Origin of the sequence: Pelosinus sp. IPA-1, assembly GCF_030269905.1 — a bacterium.
Lineage (GTDB): Bacteria > Bacillota > Negativicutes > DSM-13327 > DSM-13327 > Pelosinus.
In genome coordinates, this window is the sequence record NZ_BSVC01000002.1 from 589,429 (window position 1) to 608,801 (window position 19,373).

A 19,373-nucleotide genomic window follows, 5' to 3' on the forward strand; every position below is an offset into this window, starting at 1 on the left:
TTAGGAGGTGTGGTATTGAATAGGAATGCACCCATTGGTGTTTTTGATTCAGGGATTGGCGGCCTTACGGTTGTGAAGGAATTGATGAAATTCATGCCGCAAGAAGATTTAATTTATTTTGGGGATACGGCACGCACACCTTATGGATCTCGTCCTCCCGCAGAAATTATTTCATTTATGCATCAAATCCTTAGCTTTTTTACAGCGCAAGAGGTGAAATTGGCAGTAGTTGCCTGTAATACAATGACGGCTTTAGGTTTGGAAATGGCAAAAACCCAATATCCTTTTTCTTTAGTTGGGGTGAATACAGGAGCAGATTTAGCGTATGAGGTTAGTAAAAATAAAAAAATAGGTGTAATGGCAACCCAAGCCACCATTACCAGTGAAAATCATGCTAGGGCAATTCATAAAAAGGATCTGGATGCTTTTGTTTATCAACAACCGTGTCCTAAATTGGTTCCCTTAATTGAGAACAAGCAGGTTGAAGGACAGGATATCGAATTGGCAATTGCCGAATATTTGCTGCCAATGAAGCAGGCAGGTATTGATGCTGTGATATTAGGTTGTACTCATTATCCTTTTGTAAGTTCGGTTATCGAGAAAACAATAGGGAATGATATTCGTATTATCGATCCTGCTAGAGAAACGGCAATGGAAGCAAAGCAGTTATTAGAGGCACAAGGACAATTATCGAATCGAACGCAAGGTAAAGTACGATTGTGTTTTTCAACAGATTTGGAACGGGCCAAAAAAATGGCTAGTTTTATGTTTGATATAAAGGAAGTAGAGTTTGAATTAGTGAATTTAGAAGAATTTACTCAATAACAGGTTAAATTCAAGTAGTACTGGGAAAGTTATATAGCCCTGAAGGGAAAATTTTGGTATACTAGTATAGGTAAAAAATAATTCTTCTTGAGATGGGGGCCTTTTTGTGGAATTCTTGGTGACAATAGTATTATTAGCTGCATTAGTGGCAGTTGTCGTGTGGTTGTTTATTGCAAAGCAAGGTGATGCAGAGTTTGAATTTATAGTTAGTCAACGGACTAATTTCACTTTAGTTGAACAAACGGAGCAAGCAGCTACTTTTTCTTGTAAAGTACCATTTATAAATAAAGGATCCCAAGATGGTACAATTATGGATGCTTATCCGCGTCATCTACTGCCCTATGAGCAGTTTGATGGTGTAGAGGTTAGTTCTAGGATGGAGCTTACTACAGCACCGCGGACTGATAATTATTTTGAAGCCGTTATCGTTCCGCAAGGAACAGGCGGAACAGTGATTATTACAGTTACTTTTACAGCAAAAAATGGTAATATAAAAAATACTTTAGACAATTTATATGAGTTATCCGTAGATATGCCTATTGATATTACATACCAAATTGTAGCGCGTACTCCTTGGTATATTCATAAGACGCGTATGATTATGACGTGTGATGAAATTATAGCAGCTATGCGGGCGCAGAATATTGCAGAATAGGAGGGCTAGTAATGGCAGAACTTGAACTTAAACCAGTAGGTACACGTATTTTAACTGATAAAGACAATATTGTAGATATGATTGAAAAATATGCAAAACAAGATATTGGGCCAGATGACGTGGTATCCGTAGCAGAAAGTGTAGTTGCGATTACCCAAGGAAGAGTGACAAGACCAGAAGATTTAAAAGTATGTTTTATGGCAAGGGTTTTATGCCGTTTTGTTCCTCAAAAGGGTAGCCTATCCAGCGTATATGGCATGCAGTCAGCAATGGATGCGGAAGGAAAATGGCGTATTTTGTTTGCAATGATTATTGGGATGTTAGCTAAGATCGTAGGTAGGAATGGTGTTTTCTATGAGCTGGCTGGTCCACAGGCTGCTTTAGTAGATGATGTGACGGGTACTATGCCGCCTTTTGATAAATGCTTGGTGTATGGACCGCATGATCCCAATGGTGTTGCCGAAGAAATTAAGCGTCGGTTAGGCTGCTATGGTGCAGCAGTAGCTGATGTAAATGATCTAAAGCGGGCTGCAGTACTTGGTGTTTCAGAAGGTCTTGATCCTAAAAATTTAGCGAAAATTTTAATCGATAATCCTTTTGGCAATGCATCTCAGCGAACACCAATCGTTATTATTAAGAATTATGCAGTAGTTGCGAAAATGGCTAAAAGCCAGGCATAAAAATAGATTCTGTCTAGAGTGCATAATAAAGAAGACTTGATTCAGATGGAGTTAAAACTCCATCTGAATCTTAGTCGCACTTATCCAGGGACTTAGCCGCTCTTAACTCCCGCTTATATAAGATGGGAGTCTTAGAGCGGTTTAGTCATCGGATAAAATCTCTTGTCTGTTGACTAGCAGGCTAAGAAAGAGGATAGAATAAAAACTATCCTCTTTCTTATTTTTATTGTAGAATTAAATGATATCAAGGCAATCTTTAGAAAGTATATCTGTATATTCCTAAAAAAGAGGGGATACTATATGTTCTTAGGGCTTGATGTAGGTGGCACATTTACCGACGGGGTAGCAGTTTCGGCAGGAAAAATTATCAGTACAGTAAAAACCCCCACGACTCATAATAATCTTCTAGAGTGTATCTTAAGAGCAATTGATAAAGTAGTCCTAGATACCGGTAATAAAAATTTTGAAAGAATCGCATTATCCACTACGATTGTTACCAATGCCTTAGTTGAAGACAAGATTGATAAGGTTGGCTTATGCATTATGCCAGGCCCAGGAATGAATATAAAAGATGCCCTGCCCAAAGAACCCTATATTGTATCGGGCTATATTGATCACCGTGGCCATGAGGTTGCTCGGCCGACAGAGGAAGAAGTGATGTCAGCTTGTCGTCATTTTTCGTCATGCGATATTTTTGCTATTTCCGGGAAATTTGCCGTGCGTAATCCTAGTTATGAATCGATGATTGCTGATTGGATTAGGAAAAAGGTCAAACCAAGTCATATCAGTTTAGGGGCAAGGGTATCAGGATCTCTTAATTTCTTGCGGCGAACAAACTCAGCATATTACAATGGGGCGGTATGGCGTCATTTTAATCAATTCGCTACGGCGGTGGAAGATGCTTTATTATCGAGGGGAATCTTTGGCCCTGTATATGTATTAAAAGCAGATGGTGGAACCTTACCTTTGGCAGTTGCTCGCGAATTTCCAGTAGAAGCTATTTTTACTGGTCCAGCAGCGAGTGTACTAGGTATTATGTCCCTACATCCGACGAGAAGTCCTGCTGTCTCACTTGATATTGGAGGTACTACTACAGATATTGCATTGTGGCAGAAAGGCACACCAATTTTTGCTGAGCAGGGAGCTAAGGTTGCTGGCTATGCAACATCAGTTCGTGGGTTTCGCCTTAAATCCATAGGAATCGGTGGCGATAGTTTTGTGCGGTGGGAAAAGAATGCTTTAAAGGTTGGTCCCATGCGTTATGGTCCTGCCATGGCTGTCGGCGGGTCTAAACCAACGATAACCGATGCGATGATTGCTAGTGGATTGATTGAGTTTGGTGATAAAGAATTGGCGTTAAATGCTATGAAGGAGTTGGCCTTAGAAGGGCAAACACCGTATGAAGTAGCAAATATGGCATTGGATGAGGCTGTTACTTGCATATACCAGGCTGTGATGTCCTTATTGGCTGAACAGGAGGCTGAGCCTGTATATCGCGTTGAAGATATTGTGCAGGGCAGGAGAATAAATATCGAACAAATTCTTGGTGTTGGAGGTGGAGCCACAGGGCTTATACCTTTAGTTGCTAAGAAGATGGGGCTAAGTTACCAGCTTCCAGATCATGGTATGGTAGCCAATGCGATTGGTGCAGCGGTAGCTAGGCCTACATTAGATCTTACGTTAAGAGCAGATACGGTAAAGGGATTTTATACCGTTGCCGAACTGGGGATAAAAAATAGACTGCCAAAGTCTAGATTTTCCTTAGAAGATGCATCCTTATTAGCTGAACAGCATTTGGCAGAATTAGCCAAGGTTACCGGAATTTTTCTTGGTGAGACAGAATTAATACAGGCAGAAGAATTTAATGTAATTCGTGGTTTTAATACAGTGGGGAAGATTATAACCTGCCGGTTACAAGTTAAGCCTGGTGTATTATTGCCTAGTAAGGAGGTGTTCTAATGGCTAGCCAAAAGTTAGGATTAGTTTTTTTCCCTGCTTTTGATTGGGCTATTAGTCCAGCTCACCCTGAGCGCGAAGAACGGTTGTTATATACTAGGGACCAAATTGTAGAAGAGGGTTTGCTCGACATGCCCTGTATAAGAGAATATAAACCCCAAATAGCGCAGTATAAAGATTTGGAGCGAGTACATATTGGTGTTCCAGATTTATCGTCACTTATTACCGATGCTCATCTTGTTTCTGCGGGCGGGGCTATTGCCGCTGCAGATGCAGTAATGAGGCGCGAAGTGGATAGAGCATTTGCTCTAGTGCGCCCGCCAGGACATCATGCTATGCGTGTGGTCCATGGTACGAGAGGGTTTTGTACAATTAATATTGAGGCAATTATGGTGGAGTATTTACGGAAAAATTATGGCATTGGTAAGGTTGCTATTGTAGATACTGATGTACATCATGGAGATGGCACCCAAGATGTTTTTTATCATGATCCTAATACCTTGTTCATTTCCTTTCATCAAGATGGACGTACACTGTATCCGGGAACTGGTTTTACTAATGAAATGGGTAGTCCCAATGCAATTGGTACGACTTTAAATATTCCCCTGCCGCCTGGAACTACAGATGCTGGCCTTCACGAGGTACTGGATCATTTAATTTTGCCAGTCCTAAATGACTTTAAACCGGATATTATTATTAACTCGGCTGGGCAAGATAATCATTATAGTGATCCCTTAGCGAATATGGCAATTACGGCGCAAGGGTATGCTAGGCTTGCAGATAAATTAAAGGCAGATATTGCAGTATTAGAAGGGGGGTATTCGATTGAGAATGCTCTGCCTTACGTGAATGTAGGAATTATATTGGCGATGGCTAGAATGGACTATAGTAAAGTCATAGAGCCTGATATTGCTACTTGCCCCGTCCAATCTTCTGCTGTCACTCGCTCCATATCTGCTATAATAAAAGAACGACAAAATATGTGGGCAACAAAAGAAAAACTGCAACAAGAGGCAATTGCTAAGGCCGGTGACTTTTGGCAAAGAGGGCGTAATATCTATTATGATGATGCCGGCATAGACGAACGGCAAAAAGAAGTGGTACGTTTATGTCCTCACTGTTCTGGATATGTTACGATAGAAACAGAGGCATATGGTATGTTTGGTTATAAATCTGCTTATATTGCTACTATCCCCAATCAGGCTTGTCCAACCTGTCAAAAGGCAGCTTATGATGCGGTATATAAGGCAAAAAAACAAGGAAAGCAGCAGTTATATTTTGTACAAAATAAGATGGAAGATAGGCTAGAAATATTGTAAGCGTCAAATTTGAGGAGGAATAAAAAAACAATGAATCGATTGGATGGACGAGAAGCTGGTGCTATGCGCCCAGTAAAGATCACTCGCAATTATTTAAAATATCCTGAAGGATCAGTGCTAATTGAAGTTGGTAATACTAAAGTGATATGCGCTGCTACTATCGAAGATAAAGTGCCCCATTTTATGAAAGGCACCGGGGAAGGCTGGATTACTGCTGAATATTCCTTGTTACCACGCTCTACACAAGTTCGTAACGTTCGTGAATCGGCTAGAGGAAAAGTGACAGGTCGAACTCATGAAATACAACGACTAATTGGTAGGGCTCTTCGGAGTGTAGTTGATTTAAAAGCGCTAGGTGAAAAGACGATTTGGATTGACTGCGATGTAATACAGGCTGATGGAGGTACAAGAACGGCGGCGATAACAGGTTCTTTCGTTGCCATGGTCGATGCAATAAATAGCGTTTATACGAATAATGAAAAACCTTTTGCGGTAAAAGAATTCTTGGCTGCTGTGAGTATTGGTGTGGTAAAAGACACAGTGATTGCGGATCTATGTTATGAGGAAGATTCGGCAGCCATGGTAGATATGAATGTTGTAATGACTGGGAGTGGACAGTTTGTAGAGGTGCAGGGTACAGGAGAGAAACGTCCCTATAGCCGTCAAGAGTTACAGCAAATGCTCGAGGTTGCTGAAAAGGCGGTTGAACAGCTAATTGATTATCAAAAAGATATATTAGGGCCCTTGTCATGGAAGGTAGGACGTGAGCCATGAAGGAAATAGTGGTGGCAACGACCAATAAAGGCAAAATAGCTGAGATTGAATTGGCGTTGGCCAAGTTACCAGTCAAAATAGTAGCACTAAGTGATTTTAAGGGTATACCTGAAGCAGTGGAAACTGGTGATAGTTTTGTTGCAAATGCTAAGCTGAAAGCAGAGCATTACGCTTTTTATACTAAAAAAGCTTGTTTGGCCGATGATTCTGGATTAGAAGTAGATGCCTTAGATGGAGCGCCAGGTATTTACTCCGCACGTTATGCTGGAGAAGACGCAGATGATGCGATGAATAATCAAAAATTACTAGCAGAATTAGCAGGTGTTCCAAGCAATAAGCGGAGTGCTAGGTTTCGCTGTGTTTTGGCTTTTGCAGATACAGATGGAATGATTATCACTGTTGATGGCAGTAAAGAAGGGGTTATTGGTCAAGAGATGCGGGGGGCAGAGGGCTTTGGTTATGATCCATTGTTTTTCATGCCTGAAATGGGAAAAACAATGGCGGAATGTTCAAAAACTGAAAAAAATAAGATTAGCCATCGAGGAGAGGCTTTAAAAGGTATGGCTAGTAGACTAGAGGAGTATTTAAAATGAGAATAGGGGTCATCAGTGATACCCATGGTGACCGAGCATCGATCAAACAAGCGGTTAAGGTAGTTCCGAATGCCGATATGTGGTTACATGCTGGTGATTATAGTCAGGATGCAGCATATTTAGCTAGTCTAGTAGATGTTCCTGTATATGCTGCAAAAGGAAATTGTGATGGGCAGACTTCCGCAAAAATCGATGAGTTTGTAGAAGCTGCAGGTAAGAAAATTTGGATTACCCATGGACATCGTTATAGTGTCAAACAAGGTGCGGGTGATTTAATAGAATGGGGTAGACAGTATGAGGTGGACATTATTATCTATGGACATACTCATATACCAGATCAGCTTTGGTGTGAAGGTTTACTAATTTTTAACCCAGGTAGTGCCGCTGAGCCACGTGTAGGTTCTGGGACTTGTGGTGTTATAGAAATTACTAATGAGGGTAAAATAAGGGAACAAATTATTGAAATTGAGTTATAAAAAAAAGCGCCTTACGGCGCTTTTTTTAAAGAACTGTTTTATTTTTATTCGTCATAATTTTTTGCATAAGCTACTTTGAGAACTTCATCAGGTAATTCATTTTCCCAGCGAGCTACAACAACTGCAGCTACACAGTTACCAATTAAGTTACAAGCTGTACGAGCCATATCAAGAATACGGTCAACACCAAGGATAATACCAATACCTTCTACTGGTAGACCAAAGGCTGCGGCTGTTCCAGCAATAACAATGAGGGATGCACCAGGTACTGCTGCAATACCTTTTGTTGACATCATAAGAGTGACTAACATAACTAGCTGAGTAGACATTGGGAAATCAATATTATATACTTGGGCAATAAAGATAACTGCCAACGCACTATATAATGTAGAGCCATCTAAATTAAAAGTATATCCTGTAGGTAATACGAAAGTAACGATATGTTTAGGAACACCAAACTGTTCTAGTTTTTCCATAGCAATCGGTAACGCTGCTTCACTAGATGCAGTAGAGAAGGCAATCAAGATTGGTTCTTTAATTGCTCTTAACAGCTGGAAGAAATTCATCCGAATGATAAGAGAAGCACACGCTAACAGTAGAACAATAAACAATACTAAAGCGAAATATAAAGATCCGATGAGTTTAGCTAGAGGAATCAGCATACCTAAACCAAATTTACCAACTGTAAATGCGATTAAGGCAAATACGCCAAGAGGAGCTAACTTCATTACATACCAAGTAAATTTAAACATAATTTCAGCTACGCTGATCGCAAGATCAACTACTGGTTTGCCTTTTGCTCCCATGTGAGCTGCCGCTACGCCAAAGAAAGTAGAGAATAAGATGATTTGGAGCATATCACCGCGACCCATTGCATCAACAATATTAGTTGGAACAATGTTAACGAACATGTCCACCATACTAATAGTTTTCTTGGCTGCTGCTGCAGCGCTGCTAACATCAGTACCAGTAGCAAGAGCAACACCAACACCCGGATGGAAAGTATTTGCAACAAACATACCAACAAATAATGCCAGTGTAGTTGCTACTTCAAACCAGATAATCGCTTTTGCACCTAAACGGCCCAGTTTTTTAAAGTCACCAGTACCTGCGATACCCATGATTAAAGAACTGAAGATTAGAGGTACAACAATCATCTTGATCATACGGATGAATGCGTCACCAACTGGTTTTAATGCTTGGCCATAGGTAGGGAAAACATAACCGAAAACAATACCTAGAATAAGAGCGATAAAAATTTGAGTTGTAAGACCTATACCCTTTTTACCTTTTTCCATAAAGCAATCCCCCTTTTTATTTGATATCTTGTTACTAAGGATAATATATCGATCAAGGCATTGCCTTGGTCAATGTCTTTTGCATCCAGTTTGGGATTGTTGCAATATTAACTGTTTTCAGTATAATATAGAGACTATTAGTAAACTACAGCAAACAACAAAAAGTTATTATGCAATTCTGAATTATTATCATGCAATTCAGAATTATAGAGAAATAGTATGCATTGAAGTAGGGGATCTACTCTTAGTTGTCGAAATAATAAAGAACAGGGACTGGAAAAGGAGATTGTTCAAATTGGTTTCTTTCTTAGAAAAAGTGAATAAAATCAGTAATTTTGTCAAAGAAGTTTGGCAAAAAAAGAAACCCTTATTAAGCACCGTGTTGCTTGTAACCCTAACTAGCATAGTATATATTTATCCTTTTGGTAGTTACTTTCGCTTTACCTTAGCTATTGTATTATTGACAACCTTCTTATTATTCTTTGAACAATTACCCATCGTTTCTGGCACAGTAATAACAGGATTGGTAATTTTAATTTTTCGGACAACGATTGACTTTTTATCGGGTGCCAGTGGCTACGCAGGTGCTCTTTTGACGAATTTGCCTGCTTTGGCATATTATCTTTCCTTTGGCTCCTTGTTTTATCTATTATCCGTTCGCGATCGTACCGATAATATACTGGAATTGATTCTGCTTTTAAGTATGACTGATATTATCAGTAATGTTGTAGAGCTTCTCTTCCGCTCAGAGTTAATTCCTGCTAAATTTGCTCTGATTCTACCTAGTATTATAGTAGTAGCGGTTGTAAGAGCGATTTTAGCTATTATTGGTTACTATGTGTTAAAGCAATATCAATCGTTTATATTAGCTAATGAGCAAGCAGAACGCTACATTGAACAGACTCTTATGGTAGCCAAATTGAAGAGTGAATTATTTTATCTTGAGAAATCATCCCAAGACATTGAAGATGTTATGGAAAAAGCCTATTTACTTTATACACAATTGAATTCTCAGAAGCAAGAAATCCATCAAGCCCAGCCATTATTAGCTGAGCAAGCTTTAGGTGTTGCAAGAGAAATTCATGAGGTGAAAAAAGATTATTACCGTGTTAAGACAGGAATTGAAAACATTCTTAAGACAACAAGTAAGGCACAAGAGATAAAGTTGTCTGATATTTTGTATATTATTGAACAAAATACGATACGCTACCTTAATGTCATAAATAAAAAAATAAGTGTGACTTATGAACAAACGGAAGATTTTGTTACTGACAGGCATTATACTTTAGTTTCTATATTGGACAACCTGCTTATCAACTCCATTGAGGCATGTGGTGACAATGGGATGATAAGAGTGATGGAAACCACATCAAAGGATGAGGTGTTTTTTTGCGTAGAAGATAACGGCACCGGTATTGATAAGGAAGAATTTGATTTGATTTTTAATCCAGGCTATTCCACCAAATTTTCACCACGGACTGGTAAAATATCAACTGGGCTTGGTTTAGCTCATGTGAAAGATTATATTGAATTATTCGGTGGTACTATTCGGGTAGAATCCAATCCGGGTATATGCACTAGGTTTCTTATTGCCCTTCCCCGCTCTAGCATAATAGTAGCGGGAAATGACATGAAAAAATAGAAAATTTAATGATTCATTCCAATTCATAGTATTAGCTACTATTGAAACAACAATTCGGAATTTTGAATTGGTATTTTTTATTTAGAAAGTAGGTGCGTAACAATGTCCTTACGTTTTGTAATTGTGGATGATGATGCTGGTATCTGTAGGATACTTCAACGAATTATTAAACAAAATGAACTAGGAGTCGTAATTGAGGAGTGCAATGATGGACTAAAAGGGGAAAAAGTGATAAAAGAATGTCAGCCTGACATTGCACTAGTTGATTTACTGCTGCCAGGACAAGATGGCGTAAAATTAATTGAAAAAGTGACAGCAGCTGGTACGAACACTTCTTTTATTATGGTTTCAGAGGCTACTAGTGAACAGTTAATTACCCAGGCTTACGAAGCTGGGATTGAGTTTTTTATACATAAACCAATTAATGTCATTGAAACTGTTTCTGTTATTAATAAAGTGCGAGAGCATCGAAAGTTAAAGCAACTCATGTCTTTAATGCAAGAGACCATTTCACAGTTTTCCCATGCTCGACCAGTGGATGAGGGAGCTAAAAATACACAAAAGAGCCGTATTTACAAAGTGTTCTCGGATTTGGGAATCATTGGGGAGGCGGGAGTAAAGGATATTTACCGGATGGTACAGTTACTTACGAAGCAAGGGACAGAAAGCAAGTCTTATCAGTTGATTGATATTTATCAGGAGATGGCAGAAGAACTAGAACAAGATGCAAAGTCTATTGAACAACGTGTCCGCCGTACCACAATGAAAGGCCTACACAACCTTGCCAATGTAGGTATTGATGATTACTATAATGAAACATTTCAATCCCATAGTTCTTCCTTATTTGACTTCAAAGAGGTAAGGCAAGAAATGAATTTTATTCAAGGAAAAAGTCAATATCGTGGCAAAATCAACGTAAAGAAGTTTATTGAAGGTTTATTGTTTCTCGCTGAACATTAAAGCTCGATCCTGACTACAGCCTGAGTGTAAGTAGTTAGGATCATTGTTTTTTTTTTATATATATTTATTTGAAAATTTTAAATTTTTATAAAAATGTCTACTTAGGTTGGAAGGATTTACAAAAGTACTGAAGAAATAGTATTTAATTGTCAAATTGACGATTAAAAAATTTTATGAGGAGTGGTATTATGATTAACAAACGTATCCTAGGAATTTTCATTACATTATGTCTACTAGTTTTTAGCTTTCAAGCTGTCGCGTTTGCAGCAGAGACCCAAGCAAAACCGAATATTGTAATTCTTGCGACTGGAGGCACCATTGCAGGTGCAGGTGTTACTAGTACCACAACAGTAGGTTACACCGCTGCTGTAACCCCGGTAGACAAGCTTATTTCCAACGTTCCTGAGCTTACAAAGGTTGCAAATGTAAGTGGAGAGCAAGTGGCTCAAATTGCTAGTGAAAGCATGACAATGGACATTTGGCTTACTTTAGCAAAACGTGTTAATCAACTTCTTGCTCAAGATAATGTAGATGGTATTGTTATTACTCATGGTACTGATACATTAGAAGAAACTGCATATTTCCTTGATTTAGTGGTAAAAAGTGATAAACCTGTTGTCCTAGTTGGATCCATGCGCCCTGGAACTGCTATGAGTGCTGATGGTCCTCTCAACCTGTACCGTGCTGTAATTCTTGCTGGTACAAAGGAAGCTGTTGGTAAAGGTGTAATGGTTATGCTTAACGATACCATTAATGCTGGCCGGGAAGTAACGAAGACAATTACAGACCGCGTAGATACCTTCCAAGCTCCTATTATTGGTGCACTTGGTGTTTTCACGGGTGACAAACCTGTATTCTATCGCCAATCCTTACGTAAAAATACTACCGCCACAGAATTTGATGTTACAAACTTGACTACGTTACCTCGTGTTGATATTGTTTACCATTATGCTGGTAATGCTGGTACAATGATAGATGCTGCTGTACATGCAGACGCAAAAGGTATTGTTCACGCTGGAACTGGTGATGGTAGTATTGGCAAAGCGGAATATCCAGCAATTGAAAATGCTCTTAAAAAAGGTGTAGTAGTAGTAAGAAGTGCTCGCGTCGGCAGCGGCATTATTGCTCGCAATGGGGAAGCAGATGATGATAAATATGGTTTCATCGCTAGCGATAACTTAAATCCTCAAAAGGCTCGCATATTATTGATGCTAGCGCTCACCAAAACAAATGATGTAAAAGAAATCCAACGGATGTTTTGGGAATATTAAAAAGCTTTTAAGTAGATTCTAATATAGAAGAATAGCTAAAGTATAAAGGGTCCATGTTGCCAGCCTAGTGCTGAGCTAACATGGACCCTTTTATTCAATAGGTATCCTTTTAGCTAATAATCAAATCTGTGACTTATTTATAGAACAAAGGATAGAAAATTAACAATTAGATTTTTCAGATTCTTTACCCAATTTAGTAAAAAAGATATTGCCTTTTGTTAAAAGATATGACATAATAAGACATGAACAATAAATTGGATCAATGGATTAATCCAATTTGGAAGGTGCAGAAATGATTTTACAGCGAGTGGGTATTCCAATCTATTTGCAGATTAAAAGTTATGTTTTGGACAAAATAAAATCTGGAGAGTATCTTCCTGGAACCAAGATTCCAACTGAACGAGAATTATCCACTATATTACAGGTCAGTCGGAATACTGTGAGTGCCGCTTATAAGGAATTGCTGCTGGAAGGTGTACTAGAAGCACAGCAAGGGCGAGGAACTTATGTAAAAAACACTACTGATGCTGCAAACGACACAGTAGTGGGTGGCAAAAGAGAACGACTGGTTAAAATTATTGATGAGGCAATGTCCAAAGTAGTAGAACTAGGTTTTACAGTGGATCAATTTGCTGCTATTGCCAGTATACGAGCTATTGAGAAAAATCAAGCAGTAAAAGAGCTGCGAGTAGCTGTCGTCGACTGTGCTTCAGAATATATTCAACGTTTTATTAATCAGATTGGGCAAATTGCAAATGTGCGTTTTGAAACGGTAATACTATCTGAATTAGTAGCAGGAAAAATACCTATTGAATTATTACAGGCATGTGATTTGGTTGTTACTACTCTGGTGCACCAAACAACGGTAGTTGGTTTAATGGGTAATGCACACAAGGTCATTGGGGTAGCTACTGTACCAAATCTGGAAGCGGTTATCAAATTAGCTCGCTTGCCTGCCAATACCCAAGTGCCAATTGTAGCAAAATCCAATGAATTCGTAGCTAATCTAAAGAAGTTATTGGAAAAAACGGCGATCAATCATCTAGATTTTAAAGTGATACAATCAAGTGACTATGCGGAGGTAAGTGCTTTTATTGCTGATTATGAGGTAGTAATTGTTAGTGAAGAGCGTGAGATGCTCGTACGCCAAATGGTTAGTGATGTTCACGAAGTTATTACTTTCTATTATGAAATTGATCGTGGATCTTTAAATCAGGTTATGATGAAATTGATTAGCCAGGCACTCTAAATGATGAAAATACTACATGTAGAATTTAATGACAAAGGAGTAGTTAGGATGGAAAACAGTAAAGTTAAAGTGGTTTTGGGAGTTATTGGAGCCGATTGTCACGCTGTGGGTAACAAAATTTTAAATTATGCGTTAAATGCCGCAGGATTTGAAGTAATCAATTTAGGGGTACTCGTGCCACAAGAAGAGTTTGTAAATGCCGCTATTGAAACAGATGCAAAGGCTATTTTAGTAGCATCTCTTTATGGACATGGAGAAATTGATTGCCGTGGATTAAAAGATCGTTGTCGCGAGGCTGGTCTAGGCGATATTCTCTTGTATGTTGGTGGTAATTTGGTAGTTGGTAAAACTGATTTTACTGAAGTACACAATAAATTTATTGAAATGGGTTATGACAGAGTATATGAACCAGGCATACTTCCAGATCAAGTCGTGATTGATTTAAAGAATGATTTAGGTATGTAAGGGAGTCTTTGTGATGAAAAATATTTTACTGATTGATTTTGGTAGTACCTACACCAAGATTACCGCAGTGGATATTGAAAAAGAAATAGTATTAGGTACTGCTCGTGGTATTACCACTGTAGAAACTGATATTATGGAAGGACTTAATCAGGCTTTAGGCGAATTATTCTCAAAAACTGGTAAGCTTGAATTTATAAAAGTATTAGGATGTTCTAGTGCAGCTGGTGGTTTGAAAATGGTAGCCGTTGGATTAGTCCCTGAACTTACAGCGGAAGCAGCTAAAAGAGCTGCTTTAGGGGCTGGTGCCAAGATAATGGGTGTTTACGGTAATGAATTAAATGAATATGAAATAAAAGAAATAGCTGATTTAAATCCTGAAATTATTTTATTGGCTGGCGGCACAGATGGTGGTAATAAGGAAGTTATATTGCATAACGCCAGAATGCTGACGACTCTTGGTAAAGATATTCCCGTCATTGTAGCAGGTAATAAGTCTGTAGCACCACAGGTTGTTAGAATTTTATCCGAAAGTATGACAGAGGTGGTACATACAGAAAATGTAATGCCTAAGCTAAATGAATTAAATATTGAGCCAGCCCGAGAAACTATCCGCGGTGTGTTTTTAAGACGTATTGTGGAAGCAAAGGGCCTCAACCGGGCAAATCAATTTGTGGACCGCATGGTGATGCCAACACCAGCTGCAGTGCTGAAGGCTGCTGAATTATTAGGAAAAGGCACCCAGTACGAATCAGGTTTGGGGGATCTTATGGTAATTGATATTGGCGGGGCCACTACGGATGTATATTCTATAGCCAAAGGTGATCCAACCAAAAATAATGTTGCTCTAAGAGGCCTGCCAGAACCCTTTGCTAAACGTACAGTAGAAGGCGACCTAGGAATGCGCTACAGCGCAACAGCCTTAGTCAGGGCAGCTAGTGTAAAAAGAATTGCAGATCATGCGGGCGTTTCTGAAGACAATGTAGAAGCCTATGTGAAAAAAGTTGAAGAAAATATCGAATATTTGCCGCAAAATGATGTAGAAAGAAAAGTGGAAATTGCTATGGGGAGAGTTTGTACCTGCTTGGCGGTAGAGCGTCATGTCGGACAACTTGAAACTGTATTTACTTTAGCTGGTTCCGCTTATGTTCAAAAAGGGAAAGACCTAAGTGAGGTACAAACAGTGGTAGGAACTGGTGGTGTTATTGTCCACCATGAACAACCCAATGAAATTTTAAAAGGCGCGACATATAGCGAAAGTACACCGACTATGTTAAAACCAGGATGTCCTAAGTTCTTAATTGACGAAGACTATATCATGGCATCTATGGGGCTGTTAGGTGAAGAATATCCTGATATTGCAGTAAGAATGATGAAAAAATATATTGTGCGGAGGTAACAGTTGTGGAATTAAAAAATAAGAAGTGGACCCATGATGAATTTTATGCTGTACGCAAAGAGATTATAAATCATTGGCCAACAGGTGCAGATGTAAATTTTGAGGAAGCCGTAAAATATCATGAGACGATTCCAGCTAAAAAACATTTTGCAAAACGTTTAGTAAAAGCGAAAAAGAATGGTGAAACATTAACACAGCCTAGAGCAGGGGTAGCCTTACTAGATGAACATATTAATCTTTTAAACTTCTTACGTAAAGAAGGGGAAGCTGATCTTCTGCCTACTACTATTGACAGTTATACTCGTCAAAATCAATATGAAAATTGCGCAAATGCCATCGAAGAAAGTATGAAAGCTGGCCGTTCTCTACTTAATGGCTTTCCTGCAGTAAATCATGGTGTTCATGGTGTACGTAAATTAGTAGAAAGTGTTGATGGTCCTCTACAAGTACGTCATGGTACTCCTGATGCTCGTTTATTAACGGAAATTACTTTGGCTGGTGGTTTTACCTCCTACGAAGGTGGCGGTATTTCCTACAATATCCCTTATGCAAAAAGTGTATCGTTAGAAAAAACAATTTTAGACTGGCAGTATAATGACCGCTTAGTAGGTATTTATGCAGAGCATGGTATTGAGATTAATCGTGAACCATTTGGACCATTAACTGGTACCTTAGTGCCACCTTGTATTTCCCATGCAGTAGCTATTATTGAAGGTATTTTAGCAGCTGAACAAGGTGTTAAAAATATCACTTTGGGTTATGGCCAATGTGGTAACTTGTTCCAGGATGTCGCAGCCATTAAAGCATTAGAACAATTGGCTGAAGAATATTTAGCAAAACACGGTTATGGCGATTGTGTATTAACAACTGTATTCCATCAATGGATGGGTGGCTTCCCGCAAGACGAAGCTAAGGCTTTTGCTGTAATTTCTTGGGGTGCGGCAGCTGCTGCATTAGCGAAAGCTACAAAAGTTATCGTTAAGACTCCTCATGAAGCTTTAGGTATTCCAACTAAAGAAGCGAATGCTATGGGGCTTCGTGCAACAAAACAATTAATTAATATGCTGGCAGATCAACCATTCCCTATGACTGCAGAAGTAGATATTGAAGTAGCTATGATCAAAGCAGAAACACGTTGTATTTTAGATAAAGTATTTGCACTTGGTAACGGAGATTATGCAGTCGGCAGCGTTCGTGCTTTTGAAGCAGGCGTACTTGACGTACCATTCGCTCCTAGCCAATATTCATTGAATAAAATTTTACCAGCTCGTGATAATAATGGCGCTGTACGTTTATTTGATGTAGGAAATCTACCATTCACGCAAGATATCATTGATTTCCACAAAGGTAAAATCGATGAACGTGCTAAAGCAGAAGGCCGTAAAGCAAGTTTCCAAATGGTTATTGATGACATTTATGCCATTTCAAAAGGTCGCTTAGTCGGCAGACCTAACAAGTAAGATAGGAAGACAATAAATAACTAAGATGACGGGTAGAAGGTACTATGCTTTTTGCCTGTCATCATGAAAATAAGTAGGGAGAGTGTAATAATGAAAATTGTAAACGTTGTATGTTCTAAAGGTCGTACAGGTTTTTATTTTGATGATCAACGGGCTATTAAGGCTGGTGCTCAACATGATGGATTTACGTATGTAGGGGATCCCGTTACTCCAGGATTTCACTCTATTCGTCAGTCTGGTGAAGCAGTATCTGTTATGATCCTTCTAGAAGATGGACAAGTAGCATATGGAGACTGCGCAGCAGTACAATATAGCGGAGCAGGCGGACGTGATCCTTTATTTTTAGCAGAAGATTTTATTCCTGTCATTGAGCAAGAAATTAAACCTCGTTTAGTAGGACGTGAACTAAATTCTTTCAGAGAAATAGCTGAAGAAATTGATAGCATGAAAGATGCTAAAACAGGTAAATTAATTCATACTGCATTACGTTATGGTGTAACCCAAGCTATCTTAGATGCGGTATCCAAAGCAAAACATAAATTGATGTGCGAAGTAGTTGCTGAAGAATACAATACTACAGTAAGTGAAGAAGAAATCAACATCTTTACTCAATCTGGGGACAATCGTTATGATAACGCTGACAAAATGATCATCAAAGGCGCTCAAGTATTGCCTCACGCATTGATTAATAATGTGGAAGAAAAATTAGGTAAAAATGGCGAGTTATTACTAGAATATGTTACATGGCTTAAAGATCGTGTATTAAGCTTGCGTACTAGCGAATCCTATAATCCAGTACTTCATATTGATGTATATGGTACAATTGGCGCAGCGTTTAATCTTGATACCGAAAAGATGGTAAGCTATTTTGCAAAATTAGAAAAAGCTGCAGCTCCTTTGAAACTTAGAATTGAAGGACCTATGGATGTAGAAGATCGCGAAAAACAAATGTTAGCTTTAAAAGAAATAACAGCTCGCTTACATGAAGAAAAAATTAATGTAGAAGTTGTTGCTGATGAATGGTGTAACACGTTAGAAGATATTAAATATTTTGCTGACAACAATGCTGGCGATATGCTGCAAATTAAAACTCCTGATTTGGGCGGTATTAATAACACGATTGAAGCTGTTTTATATTGTAAAGAAAAAGGTGTAGGTGCATACCAAGGCGGTACTTGCAACGAAACTGATCGATCTGCACAAGTTTGTGTTCACCTTGCTATGGCAACAAAACCTGTACAAATGTTGGCTAAACCAGGTATGGGCGTAGATGAAGGTGTAATGATTGTTTATAACGAAATGCAACGTATTCTAGCAGTGCGTCAGGCGCGTAAGGCGTAAATTATGAGAATGTTAATGCATGAACAACTAATGCACGCTAGTTATTTTGCACCAAGAGGACGCAATCGAATGTTTGTCTTGGGGCAGCAGATTAGCGAACGCTATTTGTCACCCCTTGATCGGCTAATTGGCATCGTAGGTGGTCCTGGTGCAGGAAAATCTTCCTTAATTAAAGGGATGTTTCCTGGGCTAGAATTAACAAATGATGATGATGGGGTGAATGTACGGCCTTTACCAATATTGAAAAATATTGAAAAAGATTTTTTTTCCAGTCATACCTATCATATTGATGTTCGCTTCGAACTGGCATTCACACAAATTCATGTATTAGCAGAGGCGATAAAACAGGCACTTTCTCATGATAAGAGGGTCATTGTAGAGCATTTTGATTTACTATATCCCATTCTAGGTATGAATGCAGATGTGCTCTTAGGTGTAGGCGGAGAAGTAATCGTTGTTCGCCCTAATGTCTTTGGCCCTTTTCCTCAAGAAATTGCGGATGTGGTAATCAAGACATTGCGATATCGTAAAATGGCTCATACGGCTGAAGATTTAACGGAAAGCATTTTGTTAAAAGACTATGGTGCTATTTTACCTTTCGGACATCGGGATGTTCATCATGGTTTTGTGCTAGAATATCCAGTAGAACTCGATGCGAATCTTAAAGACGTAGAAAAAAAGGTTGGGGCCATCATTGATGAAGGTGTAAAGGTTTGCTACTCCGATGAAGGTCATATTCAAATTGGTGATGTCTCTTGGGCTTGCACAGGCCCTCGCACTCACGTACACAACACGGAAGATATTGAAGGCTTCCGATTAATGTATGAATATAAATATGATCCGAAAACCAAAACCTACCTCATTATTGGTTTAGTAGGACCTCAGGTGGAAAACCTCGATGGTTTTTCCGGCATGATCTATCATGCTTCTATGTAAAAGTGTATAATTAAGCTATAAATGGGTACTGTCTTCATCTAGAAGGCAGTACCCATAAGAGCATCAACATTAGAATA

18 protein-coding genes are annotated in these 19,373 nt (G+C 38.9%); 17 read left to right on the forward strand and 1 reads right to left on the reverse strand.

The window, feature by feature from the left end; all coding sequences use genetic code 11:
- Nucleotides 1–15: 15 nt before the first annotated feature.
- The 8 genes from murI to QSJ81_RS06535 all read left to right on the forward strand — a co-directional run bounded on the left by murI (nt 16) and on the right by QSJ81_RS06535 (nt 7,278).
- Nucleotides 16–825, forward strand: a complete 810-nt coding sequence (gene murI, locus QSJ81_RS06500; protein WP_285716601.1) for a glutamate racemase — start codon at nt 16–18, stop codon at nt 823–825.
- 106 nt (nt 826–931) lie between these two features.
- Complete coding sequence (locus QSJ81_RS06505; protein ID WP_285716602.1) at nt 932–1,480, forward strand: hypothetical protein; 549 nt, start codon at nt 932–934, stop codon at nt 1,478–1,480.
- A gap of 11 nt (nt 1,481–1,491) precedes the next feature.
- Nucleotides 1,492–2,160 (forward strand): coenzyme F420-0:L-glutamate ligase, encoded by a 669-nt coding sequence (locus QSJ81_RS06510; protein WP_038672204.1) that lies wholly within the window; start codon nt 1,492–1,494, stop codon nt 2,158–2,160.
- Nucleotides 2,161–2,460: 300 nt separating this feature from the next.
- Entirely contained in the window at nt 2,461–4,119 is a 1,659-nt protein-coding gene (locus QSJ81_RS06515) for a hydantoinase/oxoprolinase family protein (RefSeq protein ID WP_285716603.1), read from the forward strand.
- The gene (locus tag QSJ81_RS06520; RefSeq protein ID WP_285716604.1) at nt 4,119–5,435 is read left to right on the forward strand and encodes a histone deacetylase family protein; all 1,317 of its coding nucleotides are present in this window, start codon (nt 4,119–4,121) and stop codon (nt 5,433–5,435) included. The genes QSJ81_RS06515 and QSJ81_RS06520 overlap by 1 nt, the downstream gene beginning before the upstream one ends.
- A gap of 30 nt (nt 5,436–5,465) precedes the next feature.
- Nucleotides 5,466–6,209: a ribonuclease PH gene (gene rph, locus QSJ81_RS06525; RefSeq protein WP_285716605.1), complete on the forward strand. Its 744-nt coding sequence runs from the start codon at nt 5,466–5,468 to the stop codon at nt 6,207–6,209.
- Complete coding sequence (locus QSJ81_RS06530) at nt 6,206–6,802, forward strand: XTP/dITP diphosphatase (protein ID WP_285716606.1); 597 nt, start codon at nt 6,206–6,208, stop codon at nt 6,800–6,802. Before rph ends, QSJ81_RS06530 begins: the two co-directional genes overlap by 4 nt.
- Complete coding sequence (locus tag QSJ81_RS06535; RefSeq protein ID WP_285716607.1) at nt 6,799–7,278, forward strand: metallophosphoesterase; 480 nt, start codon at nt 6,799–6,801, stop codon at nt 7,276–7,278. The genes QSJ81_RS06530 and QSJ81_RS06535 overlap by 4 nt, the downstream gene beginning before the upstream one ends.
- 44 nt (nt 7,279–7,322) lie before the next feature.
- Here QSJ81_RS06535 and QSJ81_RS06540 read toward each other — a convergent pair whose 3' ends face one another.
- Nucleotides 7,323–8,576 carry a dicarboxylate/amino acid:cation symporter gene (locus QSJ81_RS06540; RefSeq protein WP_285716608.1) on the reverse strand — a complete coding sequence of 418 codons (1,254 nt, stop codon included), beginning with the start codon at nt 8,574–8,576 and terminating at the stop codon, nt 7,323–7,325.
- 295 nt (nt 8,577–8,871) lie between these two features.
- Between QSJ81_RS06540 and QSJ81_RS06545 the strand changes: the two genes are divergently transcribed.
- The 9 genes from QSJ81_RS06545 (at nt 8,872) to QSJ81_RS06585 (ending at nt 19,296) form a co-directional block, all read left to right on the forward strand.
- Nucleotides 8,872–10,218 (forward strand): sensor histidine kinase, encoded by a 1,347-nt coding sequence (locus QSJ81_RS06545; protein WP_285716609.1) that lies wholly within the window; start codon nt 8,872–8,874, stop codon nt 10,216–10,218.
- Between the two features lie 102 nt (nt 10,219–10,320).
- Nucleotides 10,321–11,178 carry a response regulator gene (locus tag QSJ81_RS06550; RefSeq protein ID WP_285716610.1) on the forward strand — a complete coding sequence of 286 codons (858 nt, stop codon included), beginning with the start codon at nt 10,321–10,323 and terminating at the stop codon, nt 11,176–11,178.
- Between the two features lie 191 nt (nt 11,179–11,369).
- Nucleotides 11,370–12,449 carry a type II asparaginase gene (locus QSJ81_RS06555; RefSeq protein WP_285716663.1) on the forward strand — a complete coding sequence of 360 codons (1,080 nt, stop codon included), beginning with the start codon at nt 11,370–11,372 and terminating at the stop codon, nt 12,447–12,449.
- A 292-nt stretch (nt 12,450–12,741) separates the two neighbouring features.
- Nucleotides 12,742–13,698 carry a GntR family transcriptional regulator gene (locus QSJ81_RS06560; protein ID WP_285716611.1) on the forward strand — a complete coding sequence of 319 codons (957 nt, stop codon included), beginning with the start codon at nt 12,742–12,744 and terminating at the stop codon, nt 13,696–13,698.
- A 48-nt stretch (nt 13,699–13,746) separates the two neighbouring features.
- Nucleotides 13,747–14,163, forward strand: coding sequence for a methylaspartate mutase subunit S (gene glmS / locus QSJ81_RS06565; RefSeq protein WP_285716612.1), 417 nt, complete (start codon nt 13,747–13,749; stop codon nt 14,161–14,163).
- Between the two features lie 13 nt (nt 14,164–14,176).
- Nucleotides 14,177–15,559, forward strand: a complete 1,383-nt coding sequence (gene glmL / locus QSJ81_RS06570; RefSeq protein WP_285716613.1) for a methylaspartate mutase accessory protein GlmL — start codon at nt 14,177–14,179, stop codon at nt 15,557–15,559.
- A 5-nt stretch (nt 15,560–15,564) separates the two neighbouring features.
- The gene (locus QSJ81_RS06575; protein ID WP_285716614.1) at nt 15,565–17,019 is read left to right on the forward strand and encodes a methylaspartate mutase subunit E; all 1,455 of its coding nucleotides are present in this window, start codon (nt 15,565–15,567) and stop codon (nt 17,017–17,019) included.
- Nucleotides 17,020–17,109: 90 nt separating this feature from the next.
- Nucleotides 17,110–18,360, forward strand: a complete 1,251-nt coding sequence (locus tag QSJ81_RS06580; RefSeq protein WP_285716615.1) for a methylaspartate ammonia-lyase — start codon at nt 17,110–17,112, stop codon at nt 18,358–18,360.
- A gap of 30 nt (nt 18,361–18,390) precedes the next feature.
- Nucleotides 18,391–19,296, forward strand: coding sequence for an alanine-tRNA synthetase second additional domain-containing protein (locus QSJ81_RS06585; protein WP_352230872.1), 906 nt, complete (start codon nt 18,391–18,393; stop codon nt 19,294–19,296).
- Nucleotides 19,297–19,373: the final 77 nt, after the last annotated feature.